Origin of the sequence: Rhizobium sp. CFBP 8752, from assembly GCF_014842035.1 — a bacterium.
GTDB classification, from domain to species: Bacteria; Pseudomonadota; Alphaproteobacteria; order Rhizobiales; family Rhizobiaceae; genus Neorhizobium; species Neorhizobium soli.
This window is the reverse complement of the sequence record NZ_JACYUZ010000005.1, coordinates 117,598-133,948: the sequence shown is the minus strand read 5'-3', so window position 1 is coordinate 133,948 and position 16,351 is coordinate 117,598. Positions and strand designations below refer to the sequence as shown.

The 16,351-nt window shown below is 56.9% G+C and carries 16 protein-coding genes; 4 read left to right on the top strand and 12 right to left on the bottom strand.

Going from position 1 to position 16,351, the window contains the following annotated elements:
- Positions 1-21: 21 nt before the first annotated feature.
- A complete protein-coding gene (locus IFT59_RS21075; RefSeq protein ID WP_192088209.1) occupies positions 22-1,596 on the bottom strand; it encodes an ABC transporter substrate-binding protein in 1,575 nt (524 codons plus the stop codon).
- A 202-nt stretch (positions 1,597-1,798) separates the two neighbouring features.
- Here IFT59_RS21075 and IFT59_RS21070 point away from each other — a divergent pair, with 202 nt between their 5' ends.
- Entirely contained in the window at positions 1,799-2,551 is a 753-nt protein-coding gene (locus IFT59_RS21070; protein ID WP_192088208.1) for an IclR family transcriptional regulator, read from the top strand.
- Between the two features lie 276 nt (positions 2,552-2,827).
- Here the strand turns inward: IFT59_RS21070 and IFT59_RS21065 are convergent, their stop codons facing one another.
- From IFT59_RS21065 to IFT59_RS21050, 4 genes are read right to left on the bottom strand one after another with little or no spacing between them, the layout of a single operon-like run.
- Complete coding sequence (locus IFT59_RS21065) at positions 2,828-4,330, bottom strand: tripartite tricarboxylate transporter permease (protein ID WP_113166027.1); 1,503 nt, start codon at positions 4,328-4,330, stop codon at positions 2,828-2,830.
- Positions 4,327-4,788 (bottom strand): tripartite tricarboxylate transporter TctB family protein, encoded by a 462-nt coding sequence (locus IFT59_RS21060; RefSeq protein WP_113166026.1) that lies wholly within the window; start codon positions 4,786-4,788, stop codon positions 4,327-4,329. Before IFT59_RS21060 ends, IFT59_RS21065 begins: the two co-directional genes overlap by 4 nt.
- Positions 4,789-4,792: 4 nt before the next feature.
- Positions 4,793-5,761 (bottom strand): tripartite tricarboxylate transporter substrate binding protein, encoded by a 969-nt coding sequence (locus IFT59_RS21055; protein ID WP_113166048.1) that lies wholly within the window; start codon positions 5,759-5,761, stop codon positions 4,793-4,795.
- Between the two features lie 35 nt (positions 5,762-5,796).
- Positions 5,797-6,513: a FadR/GntR family transcriptional regulator gene (locus IFT59_RS21050; protein ID WP_113166025.1), complete on the bottom strand. Its 717-nt coding sequence runs from the start codon at positions 6,511-6,513 to the stop codon at positions 5,797-5,799.
- Between the two features lie 208 nt (positions 6,514-6,721).
- Between IFT59_RS21050 and IFT59_RS21045 the strand changes: the two genes are divergently transcribed.
- Positions 6,722-7,264, top strand: a complete 543-nt coding sequence (locus IFT59_RS21045; protein WP_249407683.1) for a 2,4'-dihydroxyacetophenone dioxygenase family protein — start codon at positions 6,722-6,724, stop codon at positions 7,262-7,264.
- 95 nt (positions 7,265-7,359) lie between these two features.
- Positions 7,360-8,085 carry an SDR family NAD(P)-dependent oxidoreductase gene (locus IFT59_RS21040; RefSeq protein WP_113166024.1) on the top strand — a complete coding sequence of 242 codons (726 nt, stop codon included), beginning with the start codon at positions 7,360-7,362 and terminating at the stop codon, positions 8,083-8,085.
- Positions 8,086-8,410: 325 nt separating this feature from the next.
- Here the strand turns inward: IFT59_RS21040 and IFT59_RS21035 are convergent, their stop codons facing one another.
- From IFT59_RS21035 to IFT59_RS21010, 7 genes are all read right to left on the bottom strand, one after another.
- On the bottom strand, positions 8,411-9,088 hold the full coding sequence (locus IFT59_RS21035) for a hypothetical protein (protein ID WP_113166023.1): 678 nt from the start codon (positions 9,086-9,088) through the stop codon (positions 8,411-8,413).
- Positions 9,089-9,580: 492 nt separating this feature from the next.
- A complete protein-coding gene (locus IFT59_RS23205) occupies positions 9,581-9,751 on the bottom strand; it encodes a BA14K family protein (protein WP_249406567.1) in 171 nt (56 codons plus the stop codon).
- 5 nt (positions 9,752-9,756) lie between these two features.
- Positions 9,757-9,915, bottom strand: a complete 159-nt coding sequence (locus tag IFT59_RS23200) for a hypothetical protein (protein ID WP_249407707.1) — start codon at positions 9,913-9,915, stop codon at positions 9,757-9,759.
- A 265-nt stretch (positions 9,916-10,180) separates the two neighbouring features.
- A protein-coding gene (locus IFT59_RS21025) for an IS3 family transposase (RefSeq protein WP_113166001.1) occupies positions 10,181-11,280 on the bottom strand; the annotation gives its coding sequence in 2 pieces (ribosomal slippage) (positions 10,181-11,028 and positions 11,028-11,280; 1,101 coding nt in all).
- Positions 11,281-11,336: 56 nt separating this feature from the next.
- Positions 11,337-12,353, bottom strand: coding sequence for an ORC-CDC6 family AAA ATPase (locus IFT59_RS21020; RefSeq protein WP_192088207.1), 1,017 nt, complete (start codon positions 12,351-12,353; stop codon positions 11,337-11,339).
- Positions 12,354-12,361: 8 nt separating this feature from the next.
- Positions 12,362-13,471, bottom strand: a complete 1,110-nt coding sequence (locus IFT59_RS21015; protein WP_342366131.1) for an N-6 DNA methylase — start codon at positions 13,469-13,471, stop codon at positions 12,362-12,364.
- A gap of 372 nt (positions 13,472-13,843) precedes the next feature.
- Complete coding sequence (locus IFT59_RS21010) at positions 13,844-14,977, bottom strand: RHE_PE00001 family protein (RefSeq protein ID WP_192088205.1); 1,134 nt, start codon at positions 14,975-14,977, stop codon at positions 13,844-13,846.
- A 190-nt stretch (positions 14,978-15,167) separates the two neighbouring features.
- On the opposite strand from IFT59_RS21010, the gene IFT59_RS21005 reads away from it, so the two are divergent.
- Entirely contained in the window at positions 15,168-16,316 is a 1,149-nt protein-coding gene (locus IFT59_RS21005) for a tyrosine-type recombinase/integrase (protein ID WP_192088204.1), read from the top strand.
- The last annotated feature ends 35 nt before the right edge of the window (positions 16,317-16,351 follow it).

Sequence of the window (16,351 nt, the reverse complement as noted above, 5' to 3'; positions counted from 1 at the left end):
GGCCTACCCGCCGTTGCCGCGTTACTTCGCGGGCTTCACATAGTAGGCGAGCGTGTATTTGTCGCCGCGCGTTTCATAGGTCACCGACTTCTTCGCACCGAGAACGACATTCTCGTAATGCATCGGCAGCAGCCAGAGCTTGGAGAAGGCGAGCGTCGAAAGCTCCTCAAGCAGCGGCAGGCGGTCCGCTTCCTCAAGTGTCGAGGTTGCTTTGGCAAGGACTTCGTCGATTGCCGGATCCGAGATGCCACCGCCGTTGTAACGACCGGTACCTTTCTTCTCGTCACGAGTTGCTGTTAGCGCAACAGTCGGATTGGTAGTTTCACCGGTGTTGACTCCCCATGAGCCGAGGAACGTACTGTAGCTGCCCTTCGAATAGCTATCGGAATACATCGACCAGGGCAGTACCTCGACCTTGGACTTGATGCCGATGCGAGTAAACATCTGGCCAACGGCCTGCAGCACTTCGGTATCCTTGACGTAACGGCCAGCCGGACCATGCAAAGTCAGACCGAAGCCATCCGGATAACCGGCTTCTGCAAGCAGCGCTTTTGCAGAAGCCGGGTCATAGGTGACTGGCGCTACATCCTTTGAATGGCCGGCATAGCCTTCGGCGACATATTGGTCGGCGACGGTACCGTTCTTCTGCATGACACGGTCAACGATCGCCGGGCGGTTGATCGACATCAACATGGCGCGGCGGACGCGTTCGTCCTTCAGAGGGTTCTTTTGCAGGGGCGAGCCATCGGATGCCGTCACGAACGGTGAGACATCACGGCTGACATCCATGCCCATATAAACGAAGCGCGAGGAGCGGCCGTTGATGACCTGCAGCTTATCACTTGCTTCAACACGTGCCATCCCGTCGGCCGGAAGGGCTTCAATCACGTCGATCTCGTTCGACAGAAGCGAGGCGAGACGAGCACCATCGTCAGGCAGAAAACGAAGATTGACTTCAGACCAGTCCGACGCTCCGGCGTAATATGCATCGTTGCGCTTCAACTTCAGACTGCTGCCTGGCGCATAGGAGACAAAAGAGAAGGCACCGGTGCCGACCGCGCATTTACCGCCGTCAAAATCCTGGACAGGCGCCTGCGCACAGTCCGCGCTGATGATGCGGATGCGGCTAAGCGAGTTCAAGATAAGCGGATCAGGCACCTTGGTTTCGACCACGATCGTCAGACTGTCGGTCGAGGTGACATTGGCGATGTTGCGCGTATACGAAGCAAAGCCCTGGCTGGGCTTGTCGCGGGCGCGCAGCAGCGAGGCGACAACGTCAGCTGCATCGAATTTGCTACCGTCGTGGAAGGTCACGCCATCCCGCAGCTTGAATTCCCAATGCGTCGGATCAATCAGCTTCCATTCTGTCGCCAGTTCCGGCGCACTACCGGAAGTCCCTGTCAAGTTGACGAGACTATCCCAAATGTGGCGCGAAGTCGCACTGTTGGGAGCCGAGCTGTCTTCGTGCGGATCGAGTGTCGTCGGCGTTGTCGACATGCCGATCGTCAAGGGAGATTCCTGCGCAGCAGCGAGTGCTGGGATTGCGATTGAACCGAGCAGAGCAATCGCTGCACGTTTCCAATATGTAAGGGCCATGATCCCACTCCTTATGGCTTGATTAATGCTCGGTCTTAGCGCCGGCTTTTTGAACGAGTTGTCTCCGTTTCCATCAATATTGGTAGGACCCTGTCATCAAGCTGTCAAACTTAATTCGCTCGTGTTACGGTGTACGTAATGAGAGACCGGTGCCTTTTGTTTGGGCAGATATAATTATTTTGGGTGAGAAAGGTCATTGGTCATGGAAGAAAAGAGCCAAATTGTCCAATCCGTCGACACAGCTATTTCAGTTTTGATGGCAGTCGCGAAAACGCCAGACATTCGACTGTCGGAAATTTCTCGAAATATCGGTGAAACAAAGCCTCGAGTTCTACGAATGTTACGCACACTGGAACATCGAGGAATGGTTCGCAAGGCCCAAGACGGCGCCTACCGCCTTGGCACCGCAGTGATTGTTCTTGGAACTGCAGCCTCGACCCAGGTGGATTTGGTGAGAGTCGCCAATCCGATCCTCGAGCGGTTAGGTCAAAAGGTGAATGAAACGACGCAGCTCCGTATCATCGACAACGGCGAATCCCTATGCGTGGCAAAATTCGAGCCAACACGTGATCTGCGCGTGCACTCGATGATCGGTAGGCGGCGCCCACTTCACGCGGGATCCTACAAGGTGCTGCTGGCCTTCCTGCCACCTCAGATTCAATCGCAAATGTTGCCTGAGGTGCTGGAAAAATTCACATCCCGCACCATCACGGATCGCGACAAGCTTGAAGCTGAGCTCAAGACAATCAAGCGACTTGGCCACTGCATCAGTCGCGGGGAAGTAAGTGATCAGCTGGTTTCCGTTTCGGTGCCAGTCTTAGCGTTTGACGGGTCGGTCATCGCCGCAGTCAACATCGCAGCCCCAGCTTTCCGTACACAGGAGAGCGACATGGAGCGATTTGCTGTGCTGTTGAAAGATGCCTCAAAGCAAATTTCTGCTGGCTTGGGGTGGTAAAGTCAATCTAGCACGCATCGGCGAAACGGTATTTGAACCGACGACCAGTTATCCCAGGCATCAGTTTCGAGGCCCGGCCAGATTGGAGAGTGCTTAGTCATTGCTTCGCGCAATGAAGTGTGAAGATCACGCCGCCGACGGCGCAACGCTTACCTTGCAATCATCGGGCCAACGAAAGGCAAGGAAGCCGTTTTCACGAACCCGCAATGCAGGTGATGGCGCCTGGACCACGCCCGACGTCAGGCATGGTAGCAAGTTCTCATTTCGATAAGACGGCTACGCCCTCCCTGACTTTGACACTGAGCGGCGCCTGACAATCGCGGCAATCAGCGGATAAGACCAGATGATCAACGTCACTACACCAAGCGTCCCGGAAATCGGCCGATTGAAGAAGTTGATGTAGTTGCCGTTTGCCTTGATGATCGAAGACATGAAATTCTGCTCGACTACCTGTCCAAGAACCAGACCGAGTATGAGCGGGGCTGCGGGATAGTTGTTAGCCTGCATCACCCACACGAGGATACCGATAGCCAGAACAATCCATAGCTCGAAGATGTTGTTACTGACAGCATAAGCACCATAGATGCACAGTAGCAGGATCAGGGGGTATAGAATTGCGTCCCGAACCGAAATTACGAACTTCCCAACATAGATCGACACGATGCCGAGCGGGATCAGGATCAGGTTGGCAAGCAGGAAGATGATGTAGATTGCGTTGACCATGTCGGCAGAGTTGACGAACACCAGCGGCCCTGGCTGAATTCCCTTAAGGATCAGCACACCGACGACGATGGCGGTGATGGAGTCACCGGGGATACCAAAGACAAGTGTCGGCACATATGCTCCGGCAATTGCAGCATTGTTGGCCGAGCCTGCGCCAGCAACCCCCTCAGGAGAACCTTTGCCGAAGAGCTCGGGATCTCGAGCGAACCGCTTCGATACGGCATACGTCACCCAAGCCGCGATATCGGCACCTGCACCCGGCAAGGCACCAATCAAGGTTCCCAGTACACCTCCCCTGACGATGTGTTTACGTTCCCGCCACAACAATGCATTAGACGGATAGAGCCGGCCGCTGATCTTGATCTGCGCTTTCAGTTGCTTGCCGTCGAAACTTTCGGACTTCCGGAAGATTTCCGCCAACGCGAACGCGCCAATCATGACGGCAATGAAGCCGATACCGCCTTGGAGGTTGATATTTCCAAATGTGTAGCGCTGAGTGCCGGTAACAAAGTCCAGTCCGACGACCGAAAAGAACAGACCCAGCATCAACGAGATCCAGCCCTTTGCCGCATCATCGCCGGCTACGAGCGTTGCACAGGAAAGCCCCAGAAGGGCCAGCCAGAAATACTCGTAGCTGGAAAAGTTCATAGCAAAATCGGCTAGCAAAGGTGCGCCGAACATCAGCACGATCGTGCCCATGATCCCACCTATCACCGAAGCCAGAACAGACATCCCAAGAGCTTCGTCCAAGCGCCCACGCTTTGTGAGCTCATGCATGTCATCGGTATAAGCTGCCGAGGCAGGAGTACCGGGAATGCGCAGGAAGGCGCCGGGAATGTCACCGGCAAACATAGCCATACCGGAGCACGTGATAATTGTCGCAAGTGCGGCAACCGGCGATAGCGTGAATGTGACTGGTACGAGAAGTGCGACAGCCATGGTAGCGCTCAGGCCGGGGATCATGCCAACGAAAAGGCCGAAGATCGCCGACACAACAATCGTGATCAGCACGTCGACCTGCATCACAAGTGCAAGGCCGTCAAGGAAAGCTGTCATCCTATGAAATCCTCTAGAATACCCGTGGGTAGAGGGATGCCGAGCAGGTGGCTAAATATGATAGATGCCGTAAACCCGGAGATAGCGCCGACGCCGATCGCAGTTAGAGGTCGTACGCCGTATATGAGACAGTGTGTCGTTACGATAAGAATAGCCATTGGAATGGAACCGACCAGCGGAGCAAGCAAACCGTAGGCAATGATGGCAACCGGTATAAACGCGATCAGCGCCATCTGTTGTGGTGAAGAAACCCATGCAGGCATCGCAACGTCCCCTGCGTTGCGCCAGCCGCGCAACGCGATCACGCCGCCCAAGACGGCCATGATGCTTCCGATGATCGTCGGAAGGAGTTTTGGGGAGGCCGCGCCTGCCGAAACGTGAAAGCCTTGTGCCAGCAATGCAATGGCCACGCCAAAGATTGCAAAGGCCAGGCCCGTCCAGAAGTCGGGCAGGCGCATTGTACTACTCCTTGCGCTGGGCGATGCCCAGATCGTTCATGATTGTACCAACCTGCGTGTATTGCTCGGTCAGAAACTGTCCGAAGCCAGCTGTATCAAGAACGCGGATGCCAAATCCCTTATCGTTCATGAACTTCACGAAGTCTTCGGAGCCGGCCACCTTGACGACAGCGTCGCTGAGTTTTTTCTGGACATCCGCAGGAAGCTTCTGAGGTCCAACCACCCCGCGCCAGGTGCCACCGCTGAACGCTACGCCCGTTGCCTCTTCGGCAGTCGGTACATCCGGAAACGCTGCGATGCGCTTTTCGGCAAACACGGTCAGCGGCTTTGTCTTCCCCGCCTGCATCATCGCGATGCCTTCAGGTAGCGAAGACAAAACGACATTTGAGCCCCCTGCCGCCAGTTCCTGGAAACCGGGTGCAGCACCTTGCGACGGCACGAGCGTAACCGAAAGCGGATCGACCCCATTTGCTTTCAGGAACCCGGCAAATGCCAGGTGGTAGGCTGCGCCTGTGCTCGTGCCCGTCACGGTGTAGGTGCCGGTCGGCTTCGACTTGATATCCGCGAGAGCGGCTTTGACATCCTTCCAGTCACCCGAGGCCGATACGTGGAAGGCGCCAGAATCAAAGTTCACAAGAGCGATTGGATTGAAGTCTGTTGCCTTGTACTGGCTTTGGCCAGCCCAATAGAAACTTGCTAGCTCAGCTGTCGCGAATCCCAACGTATAGCCGTCAGGTTTAGTCGACAGCATCTCCGAATGGCCGATGACGGAACCGCCGCCGGGCTTGTTGACGACGTTGACCGAAACACCGAGTTCCTTCTCCATACCGCCTGCCAGAAGGCGTGCAATCGCGTCCGTACCGCCGCCAGCGGCCCAAGGAACGATGAGCGTAATTGCTTTCTCCGGATATTCCGCAAGAACGGCACCTGCGGATACGCCGAGGACGGCGGCCGATATTATCAGTGATTTCATAAATGGCATTGGGTTCTCCTCCTCTTTGCCTTGGTCTATTCGATCAGCTTCGCGACCTTCATTTTCTCCGTCGTAAACTGGATCGTATCGAGCATTGCGCGCTCAGCGGCCGTGGGATCACGAAGTCGTATGGCTTCAAGAACCGCCAGGTGATTGCTAAGATTGGCGCGAAAATTTTCCATGTGGTTGGCGGTGACCCCGAACAGCACCCCGAGGATGCTATCAATCGCACTATCGAACGCCTGCAGGATCGGGTTGCCGGTTGCTTTCAGTATGGCGAGATGGAACTCACGGTCGGCGAGTACAGCTGCCTCCGCGTCGCCACGAAGGGCTGCGTCCTCCATTCGTGCGTAGGCAGTCTCGATGTCGATGATCTGCAACCGCGTCGCTCGTTTCGCCACAAGAGCGGCGGACGCCGGCTCGAAGACCCGCCGTGCCTCATCTATCGCTTCAAGAATGCCCGGTGTCATGACCTTGCTGCCCATCAACCAGCGAAGCACATCTCGGCTGAGCGTATTCCACTCTGAGCGATTGGTGACGGTTGTTCCGCGGCGAGGTGCGGTCGTGACCATGCCGAGACCGGCCAGTGTCGAGACCGCTTCGCGCACCGAAGACCGTCCCACGGAGTATAGCTCCATCAGTTCAGTCTCGGTCGGTATCGTCTGTCCGGTTGTGAGACGACCGGCAGCAATATCGGCGCCGAGCCGATCAAGAACATTATCCGAGCGACGTATCCGCGCGGTTACCGACATATCAGACGTATCCTCCCAATTATGAGATGATTTTTCACATTCATCTGATGATTGTCAACTTCATTCGTGTTAGCGTTCGCAATCGGAGGAAATGTGTGAGGGGAAAAACGGACGCCAATGTCTCTACTCTTTGTTCGTTTTCAGCTTTCATCAATTTTCGTTGGGGTCGCAATGAAGCAATTGACCCGACAACATCAAGGAGGAAATCATGGAAAATCTGACGCCGGAACAGATGGATGCGGAAACCATCCGCCGGATGCCGTATCAGAAACCGCAGCCTGAGGGCATGCTCCCTGACCTCGTCGTTCCGGACGCAATTCCTAAGGATGATCGTATTTGGGTGCCGCAGTCCGAAAATGTCTGGTTTCGCCCGCTCTGTCTGAACCGATCCGCCGGCTACTGGATGAACCTGCTTAAGGTTCGCAAATCCGGCGTGCTCAGCCGACATCGTCATCCAGGCCCGGTTCACGCCTTGGTACTAAAGGGAAGCTGGCGCTACCTCGAACATGACTGGGTCGCGACAGAAGGTTCGTATGCATTCGAACCCCCGGGCGAGATCCATACGCTGGTAGTCGACGAGGGCGTCGAGGAGATGATCACTTATTTCCAGGTAAACGGCTGCATGTATTACGTTGACCCGTGGGGTAACAACAACGGCTACGAGGACGTCTTCACCAAGATCGACATGTGCCGAGCACATTACGAGTCCGTCGGGCTAGGACGCGACTATGTTGAGCAGTTCATTCGCTGATCAGTCTTCTGGCCTGTCCATTCCTGGCCCAGCAAGGTCACGGATGGCAGGTGCTCTCATCGACGCATTCTGTTTTCATTGCACGAGAAATCACCATGACATTCCAAACGGATCTCTTCTCCGGAAAGGTCGCCCTCGTCACCGGCGCCACCACGGGCATTGGCGCAGCAATTGCCACCCATTTAGCCGAATTGGGGGCGACCGTGGTTGCCGCGGGGCTAGGCGCCAACAAGTTTGAGGGCCGGCCGGAGCTAAAACTGTCAGCACAAGAACTGGACGTGTGCGATCAAGTTGCTGTCTCATCTCTGGTTGAGGGCCTCGACCGCATTGATATCGTCGTCAACTGTGCAGGTGTGATCCGACGCGCGGAAGAGCATCAGCTTGACGTTTTCGAAAAGGTATTGTCGATCAACCTGACGGGAACGATGCGCGTCTGCTCGGCTGCGAGATCCAAACTTGCAGCCTCCGGCGGAAGCATCGTTAACACAGCGTCGATGCTGTCCTTTTTCGGTGGCGGCCTGGTTCCTGCATATAGCGCCAGTAAAGGCGGAGTTGCGCAGCTGACAAAGTCTCTTGCAATTGCCTATGCAGCGGAGAAGATCCGAGTAAACGCGGTCGCTCCAGGCTGGATCGCAACTCCTTTGACCCAGGCACTGCAGGATGATGCCGCTCGCTCAAAACCCATTATCGACAGAACGCCCCTAGCAAGATGGGGCCGACCGGAGGATATCGCAGGCGCTGTTGCATTCCTTTGCAGTCCCGCAGCATCCTTCGTTACCGGTGTGGTCTTGCCGATAGACGGAGGATATCTGATTAGCTGACGTGAGCACCACCGCCTAAGGTATGCGAGACAACACCTTCCCGTGCCGGTTCGGTTCAGCCGGCACATTCAGCATTGAGCGGGCCGCTATCCCAGGTGTCAATGCACGACACCTAAGTTGCGAAGCGCCATGACGTCACCGGTCAGGCTGTACGGGGCCTCTCGTTCCGACAGAAGGATCCGTTGAGGGCAGGAGTGGCCCTCGATCGTTTCCGGCGTTACCCTTCGAGCCTTTATCACAGCATCCTGAGACTAGGATCGTCAGTAGACTGGCAACGGGGGTCGTTGCAGTCAAAGGTGTTATGCAGCAGTGCTGCCTTAGTGCTCTAAATTGCTCTCGCATTCAGTGTGGCAGAAATTTCGATCGAGCGAATAGTCGCAACCAGGAACATCACTGGGATTCCGAACTCCAACACCTCCTCTATCACGCCCAGCAAGAAGACGGTGTGATCGCTGAATGAAATACCGAACGGTGCAAGCTTCCGGTCCAATCCATCAATTGACTTGGAAACAACGGCAAGACCGATCGCCGCCAGGATGCTCCATGCCCAAACGGCGCGGCGTCTAAAGCCAGAGAGGAGCTCGGGGCCGTTTCGAACGATTAGCCGAATTGCAACCGTCGCCACGAATACAAGTACCAAGACGCCGAAGATGCGCTCGACGGGTTGCGCTATGTTCGTCAGGTAGAGGTTACTCTTAAGCATACCAACGCTGGTCAGTCGCTTGTCGAGGTCCAATTCGCGTCCCATCATCAAAAGCATGACGGCTGCAACCTGCCAGTCCCGCCGCCATGTATCTCCGGTGCGAGTCCACAACCAGACCATTGTGGTGTACGCGTAGAGCAGCGCAGTTGAAATTTCGAGGGCACCGCTTTCCTTTGTCAAAGCTTGAGTAAAACCGTTACTCGCGAGGTCTACAGCGAACAGAACAGCAGCGCCCACGAGCGCGATTGTGAGCAGATGCCACGGACGGGATGTTACTGCATAGGATTGTCGAATAGACATTTCGGTTCTCGAAATTTTTGATTTTTTAGGTTCTACAGGAAGTGGGGTCGGTAACACGGCCCGCACACAGCCGCAATAATGGATTATTAGATAATGGAATACGCGCACGCGAGCGACTGTTTGAGACGTTCTCCAGGCTTGACTTTGCCCGCAGCGCCAATGGTTACGGTCGATGACACCGACACATTCCTGTCGGACCGGTGCACTGACATTAAGCTTTCATACTTGCGGCTCCGGCGCTACGCTAGACGAAAGCTACGCAGTTCCGGTGGTCGCTTCTCGCTGAATATGTGCTTTAACAGAAAAACTTGCCTTTTTAATCCCTGCCAGATGAAACAATGAGGTGGCAGCGCACAGGATTCATCAGTTGGCAATGCGATGCTATCAGTCGGCAGCGTGCAGTTAGCCGTAGATCTCAAGCAGCCGGATGGAGAGCAGTGTCCAGCCGTAAAAGGCGGCATTCCTGCCGCCTTCAACCATGCCTTGTTAGGTTCAATAAGGCGAAACGCACTGAGCTCGATACCCTACACGCGGAACGTATGTGTTGTCGGAGGCTCGGTAGGTCCGGTAGCGGTTCGCGCACCATGACTGATGACTATTACCGGCATATGCCGGTCGCGATGGGCTAGCGAGAGCACCGCCAATTATCGCACCTGCTGCCAACCCACCTATAATTGCGCCAGCGTTGTTGCGATGATGACGGCGGTAGTGCCGACCGTAGTGTCGATCACCGCGGTGGTGGCGGTAATGGTGACGGTGTCCGCGATGATGCCTGAATTGATGGCGTCGGTGATGCCGGTGATTCCGAAATTGCACTTGCTCGACATCGCTGACCTTTGGAGCTGAGACCGCCGGCAAGGGCATTGCCGAAACGGAACCTAGCGACGTCAAAGTTAACATAACCGAGATCGATAGGGCAGAAAAAGCTTTTGTCAGTTTACGCATTGGTGTCTCCTCATGCAAGAAATCAGAATGCATAGCTGAGGACATGTGTTCCACGAACGAGGCACGCGATTTGACTGCATTTGCAGACTGACCTGAGACCCAACTCCCCTCCAGTTTTCGAGAGAGTCTTGGGTTTTCAATCTGGCCTCATGCGGCCTGTTTTTCCATAGCCATTTTCATTGCGAACTCTCTGGGTGTGATGTTGCCCAGCGACGAGTGGGGTCTGTTCCTGTTGTAATCCTCCTTCCATGCGGTGATGGCGGCGCGGGCCTGGGTGAGTGACGAGAACAGGGTCTCGTTGAGGCACTCGTCACGGAAGCTGCCGTTGAAGCTTTCGACGAAGCCGTTTTGCATCGGCTTGCCGGGGGCGATGTAGTGCCATTCGACCTTTGTCTCCTGGCACCATTTGAGGATGGCCATGCTGGTCATCTCCGTGCCGTTGTCCGAGACAATCGTCTTCGGCTTCCCCCGTCTGACGATAAGGGTGTCCAACTCGCGGGCAAGCCGAGCGCCCGACAGAGATGTGTCGGCGACCAGGCACAGGCATTCGCGGGTGAAGTCGTCGACAACCGCCAGCACCCGGAAGCGGCGACCGTCGGTGAAGGCATCGCTGATGAAGTCCAAACTCCAGCGCTCGTTGGGGCGTGACGGCAGAGCCAGGGGGCGTCTTGTCCCCAAGGCCCGCTTTCGGCCGCCGCGCTTGCGCACCGTCAGCTTCTCCTCCCGATAGAGACGTCGAAGCTTCTTCAGGTTCATGACGATCCCCTGACGGTCGAGCATCACGTGGATGCGGCGATAACCGAAGCGTCGGCGCTCCGACGCCACTTTCTTCATTGCCTCCCGAATAGTCGCATCGTCAGGCCGCACGCTGCGGTATCGCATGCTCGACCGATCTAACGACAGAACCTCGCACGCCCGACGCTGGCTCACCCCATGCTGCGCACAGACATGAGCCACCACATCCCGCTTCACATCGGGCGTCACCATTTTTTTGACGCGACATCCTTCAGGATCGCATTGTCCAGCATGGCCTCGGCCAAGAGCTTCTTCAGCTTGGCGTTCTCGTCCTCGAGCGCCTTCAGCTTGCGGGCATCGGACACGTCCATGCCGCCATACTTCGCCTTGTATTTGTAGAAGGTTGCGTCCGAGATGCCGTGCTTGCGGCAGACGTCAACTGTCTTCGCACCCGCCTCCTGCTCCTTCAATATCCCGATGATCTGTTCTTCCGTGAACCGTGAACGCTTCATTCGTCCGTCTCCTCGTTGTGACGGACTCTACCAAAATCTGGCGGAAGTTTAGGGTCTCAGGTCATAACCAACGTCGCCAACCTCGGAACTTTCTGGGCCAAAGACCGAAATTCGCTGAGACGAAACTTGTTGTGCTCTTGGATGATCGAGTTGATGCGCTGCTGGTCGGGTCCTTCAACTTCCTCGGTGTAGGAACGTAGCATAGTCAGAAAAGCCCGCGGGATACCGAACGAAGCATACATGAGCAGCTCCTCGATTTCTGGTTTCACGTTCTCGCTGACGGGATAGCGTTTGCGCGCGATCTCCCGCATCGTCTCAAGGTAGCGTTCGTTATCGACCGGCAGCCAAGCCGACATCGTCCGTCCTTCATGGTGCGCGTGGAAACGGGGACCGTATTCCGTCGATCCTGGGTATACTGACGCTTTTGGGGATATCTTTGGATGTTTCAGGACCCTGATGATGTCGAACAGTTCGACCATGTACTCCGGTGTCAGAGTAAGTGCCGCATCGTCCAGAAGGACGATGGCGCGTTCCCGGTCATGGTGCTCGCACATGGCCAGAATTCCATTGACGACGCTCTGGATTGTCAGCGACTTGACTAGGTCCTGCTCGGCGAGAGAAAGCGGGAGCTGCCGCTCCAACTGATCGACGATGCTCTGGAAATCCGTACGTTCGGCGCCGAGGAACGCTGGGAAGTCGAATCCATCTTCGTCGTCCAGTTGCGTTGCGAGATTATCAGCTTCAAGAACCAGGCTGGCGAGGACCCAAGACTGGAAGATCGCCACAGCGTCCGAACGATGATTTAGGAGCGGCTCTAACCGCAGATAGCGATTGAAGCTCACGTAAATCGCCAGTGGCAGCCCGTCGTCTTCCTGACATTTGAGGGCCGTGTAGCGCATAAGGTGTGTTTTGCCGCAGCCGCGCGGACCTTGTATCAGGACTAGGCCTTTTGATACGAGCGCCTGATGAACCTTGTCGAAGTGGTCTTCGGCGACGGTTTCGCCAATCAGAACATTCGCATCAATCTGATCCGCGCGCTCTTCGAATGTGTTCTGTTGAACTTCGTCTGACATCACGGATCCTAAATTAGTGGAATAGCTAGTAGCTCGGACTTGCTGAGGTGTCTTGCTCCTACACCACGGCTTGCGGAACGGATCTTCGAACGCCCCTCTTCGGAACGAAGCGCGGCGAATACGCGTTCCCTATGTCTTTCGTCGACCCTAACCACGAACGTGCAATCAGAGACGTTGAAGTTCCCTGCCCGAACTATCGCGATCTTCGTTTCTAGGCTGCGGTCTACTCGTGCCATCAGGATGTCTCCCGCGCGTGCGGACGGGCCTGACGCGACCGCGTTCGGACCGAAGAACTGACCATCGCGTGCCTGTGAGAAGTCGCTGGTATGAAATACGAAGCGTGAGGCTGCCTTGCATTCGGCAGCCGCCATCGTGCCCCTGAACACGCTTGCTTCAAGCGACGCCAGGGTCTGTGTGGACTCATTCCGCTCCATCGCATGGAAATCGTAGTCCAGTCGACGGACGGCTAGCTTGGGATCCACCATAATCGCTGGGCTCAATCCACCATCCAGCGAAAATCGGTGAAGACTGATAGCATCCTCAGAGTTTAACTTGTTGTCGAACACGAGTAGGTAAGAATTGGCTTCCGTCCTTGCGAAGGAGCCGTTAGGGAGTTGGATGACAGCTCTGACCCGATGACACCTGACGACTGCGTTTCGCAAGCTTGAAGCACTTCTTCCCGAAATGAAGCTGTCGGGAACTATCAGACCCACTGTACCGCCCCTTCGCACGAGCCTGACGTTCTGGGCCAGAAAAAGCGCTTCTGCAGTGACGTCGCTTTCGGTCGAGAAGCAGTCAGCAAGTCCGGCCTCGGAAAGGACGCGTTCATATCCCCCGCGCCACTCGATCTTCTTGAAGGGAGGGTTGCAGATCGCGGCATCGAACTGCCCAGCACGGCCGACTTTCGCCAATATCTCAGGATCAAGAGCATCTAAGACGTAATGCGTCCGATTCCTGTGCGGCAGGCGCTCGCGCATCGCGACACCACAGGCCGGATCGATGTCCACAGTAGTGATCGCCGCCGCCGCCCAACGTCGTGAAGCAGCATCCGACAAGACACCGCCGCCTGCCCCTAAATCAATTATGGAAGACACATCCGTCAGCGGCATTGCTTTCACTAGCAGATCGCCGATATGCGGGTGAGAATAGAATCTGCAAAGACGATCCGGTTCGTCCCTAGTCGCGCCCTGCCGAACCACTCTCGTGACACCCCTTCATTATCCGCATTGTCCGCGGCTCCCCTTACAGTGACAAGCCCCTGCGGGCAAACGCCTTCAAATCAATTCCACCGGCAGCACGTATTTGTCTACCTACCACGCAACTTGCGAACAACATCAATGTTCGGGGACGGCACTCCCAGATTGATCTGGTTCACGGGTGCATTGTACTTCATCGCGAGGGCGCAGAGCTGATGATCGCTGTCGCGGAAAAACAGACGCCGCTCCCGCTCGCTCATGTCCTTAGCGATGATTCCGCGCTACTCGCCAACCTCATACTATACCCCACGCCCGAAACCTTCCCCTCCCCGTCATCTCCCTGAGCCCCAGCTCCGCAACGATCCGCCGCGCCGCCTGCGGCGTCACCTCGAGCGTCTTCGCCACCATGCCGGCCGACACCAATGGTTTTGCCGTCACCAGCTCGACCAGCTCCGGCAGCCTTGACGACGTGCGGCGCCCCTCCAGCTTGCGCTCCAGGAGGGTTCGAGCCAGCGCCAGCCGGTCATGCTCTTTCAACCCGATCTCGGCGGCCGCCAAAAGTCCGTGGGCGATGGCGAGCAGCCGGGTTTCGCGATCGCGATGCCGGCGCCGATCGACGGGAATGGTTTTAAGGCCGAGATTGATGGCGGCCAGATGGGCACCTGACGTGATGCCGGCCTGCCGCAGGATGGAGGCGCACAACAGCCGGCCGAGCCACGGCGCGTGCTGCAGCACGGACAAGAAATTCCAGGCATCGAGGGCGACAATCGCCTGCAGTACCGCCGGCAGGTTTTCGGCCTGTCGCAGCACGCCGCGCCATTCGTCGAGCCGGGCATCCTCGTCCCAGTCGAGATCATAAATCATCGGATCGGCCGGAACCCGGCCAGGCTTTCTGGCTCGTTCGATCGCAGCGTCAGAGCGCGCAAGGATCGCATCGATGGCGGCAAAATCGACGCCGTGCAGATCTTTGGCGCCCTCGCCGACATCATCTCCCTCCCCTTCCGCATCGATCGAGGCGGCGCTCCGCACTGTGCCGGCGGTCTGCGCCTTACCTGTGCCGGCTGACCCGATCTCCGAAGTCTGCCGGAGCGTGCGAGTGCCTTCCGGCGACAGCGCCCAGTCGGGCGACTGTACGGCAATCCGCCGGCGGGTGCGCAACACGTCGCGAGAGATGGTAAGTTCATGAGTTGGGGTGCGGGTATCGCGAAAAGCGTCGTGGAGGACGAGGTCTTCGAGATGAACGAGCTCGCCGTCGATCCAGAGCGAGGCGCAGGCATCGGTGAACTGGGAGCGTTCAATCCATCCCTGGCCGACCGGCGAGCGGGCGATTCGCTCGTCCAGACGCGTGAGGGCGATGCCGGCGTCGAAAGCCGGTCGCATCAAGGCTGATATGCTGATTTTCGCGAGATCATAACCCATTGAAATCATGGTAAATGATTTCTTATAAGAACTCTATATAAATATTACGGTTCTTCAGATGGTATGACTGGCGGTTGAGGTTCTAACCATCGATAAGTACCTCTTATCGGAGGTGATTGATTTCGAGTCGCAAATCAGAAAGAATCCGGCAATTCCACGGCCACTCGGCCGTCAAAAGCCGCCGATCCGGAGTTTCTCTGTGGCCAGACCGTCCATCTCCAAGACCGCCGTCGATCGCCGGGCCGACGAACTCGACACCATCGCCAGCGTGCTACCGATCGACCGGCGCGACGAACTGGCCGAACTGCTGACCGACCAGGACATCGAAACGCTACGCCATCTGGTCAACGAAGGCATGGGCGAAAACACTCTGCGCGCCCTCACCTCCGACCTCGCCTATCTACAGGCCTGGTCGCTTGCCGCAACCGGCGCCTCCCTCCCCTGGCCGGCGCCCGAAGCCTTGGCTCTTAAATTCGTCGCCCACCATCTCTGGCAGCCCGAACAGCGCGACATCGATCCTCACCACGGCATGCCGGCCGATGTCGAACAGAGCCTGCGGGAACAGGGTTTTCTGCGATCGCCAGGGCCGCACGCGCCCGACACGGTGCGGCGGCGGATTGCCAGCTGGTCGACGCTGACGAAATGGCGCGGGCTGTCAGGCGTCTTTTCCTCGCCGTCGCTGAAATCCGCGATACGCCTCGCAGTTCGGGCGACGCCGCGGCCAAGGAAACGCAAGAGCGCGAAGGCCGTCACCGGCGACGTCCTGGCAAAGCTGCTCGCGACCTGCAGCACCGACAGCCTTCGTGACATCCGCGACCGGGCAATCCTGATGGTGGCTTTTGCCTCGGGCGGTCGTCGTCGCAGTGAGATTGCCGGTCTGCGCAGGGAGCAGCTCACCGTCGAGCCACCCATCACCGTCGAGGGTGCCCCTCCCCTCCCCTCTCTCGCCATCCATCTCGGTCGCACCAAGACGTCAGGTGCCGAAAGCGATGAGGCCGTTTATCTGACGGGCCGGCCCGTGGATGCTTTGAACGCATGGATGGCGGCTGGAAGAATCGAAAGCGGGAGTATTTTTCGGAAGATCGATCGTTGGGGCAACGTGTCGAAGCGGGCGCTGGAGCCGAGTGCGGTCAATGCGATCGTAAAACAGCGGGCGGAAATGGCTGGGTTGGATCCGGGGGAGTTTTCGGCACACGGATTGCGGTCGGGATATCTCACCGAAGCGGCCAACGGCGGCATTCCCCTCGCCGAGGCGATGGAGCAGTCACGTCACAGGTCCGTACAACAAGCCTCCAGCTACTATAATCATGCGACACGCCGTACTGGACGTGCCGCGCGAATTCTTTAAAGAGCGCCGAGCTTTGAAACCACTTGTTTGCCGAG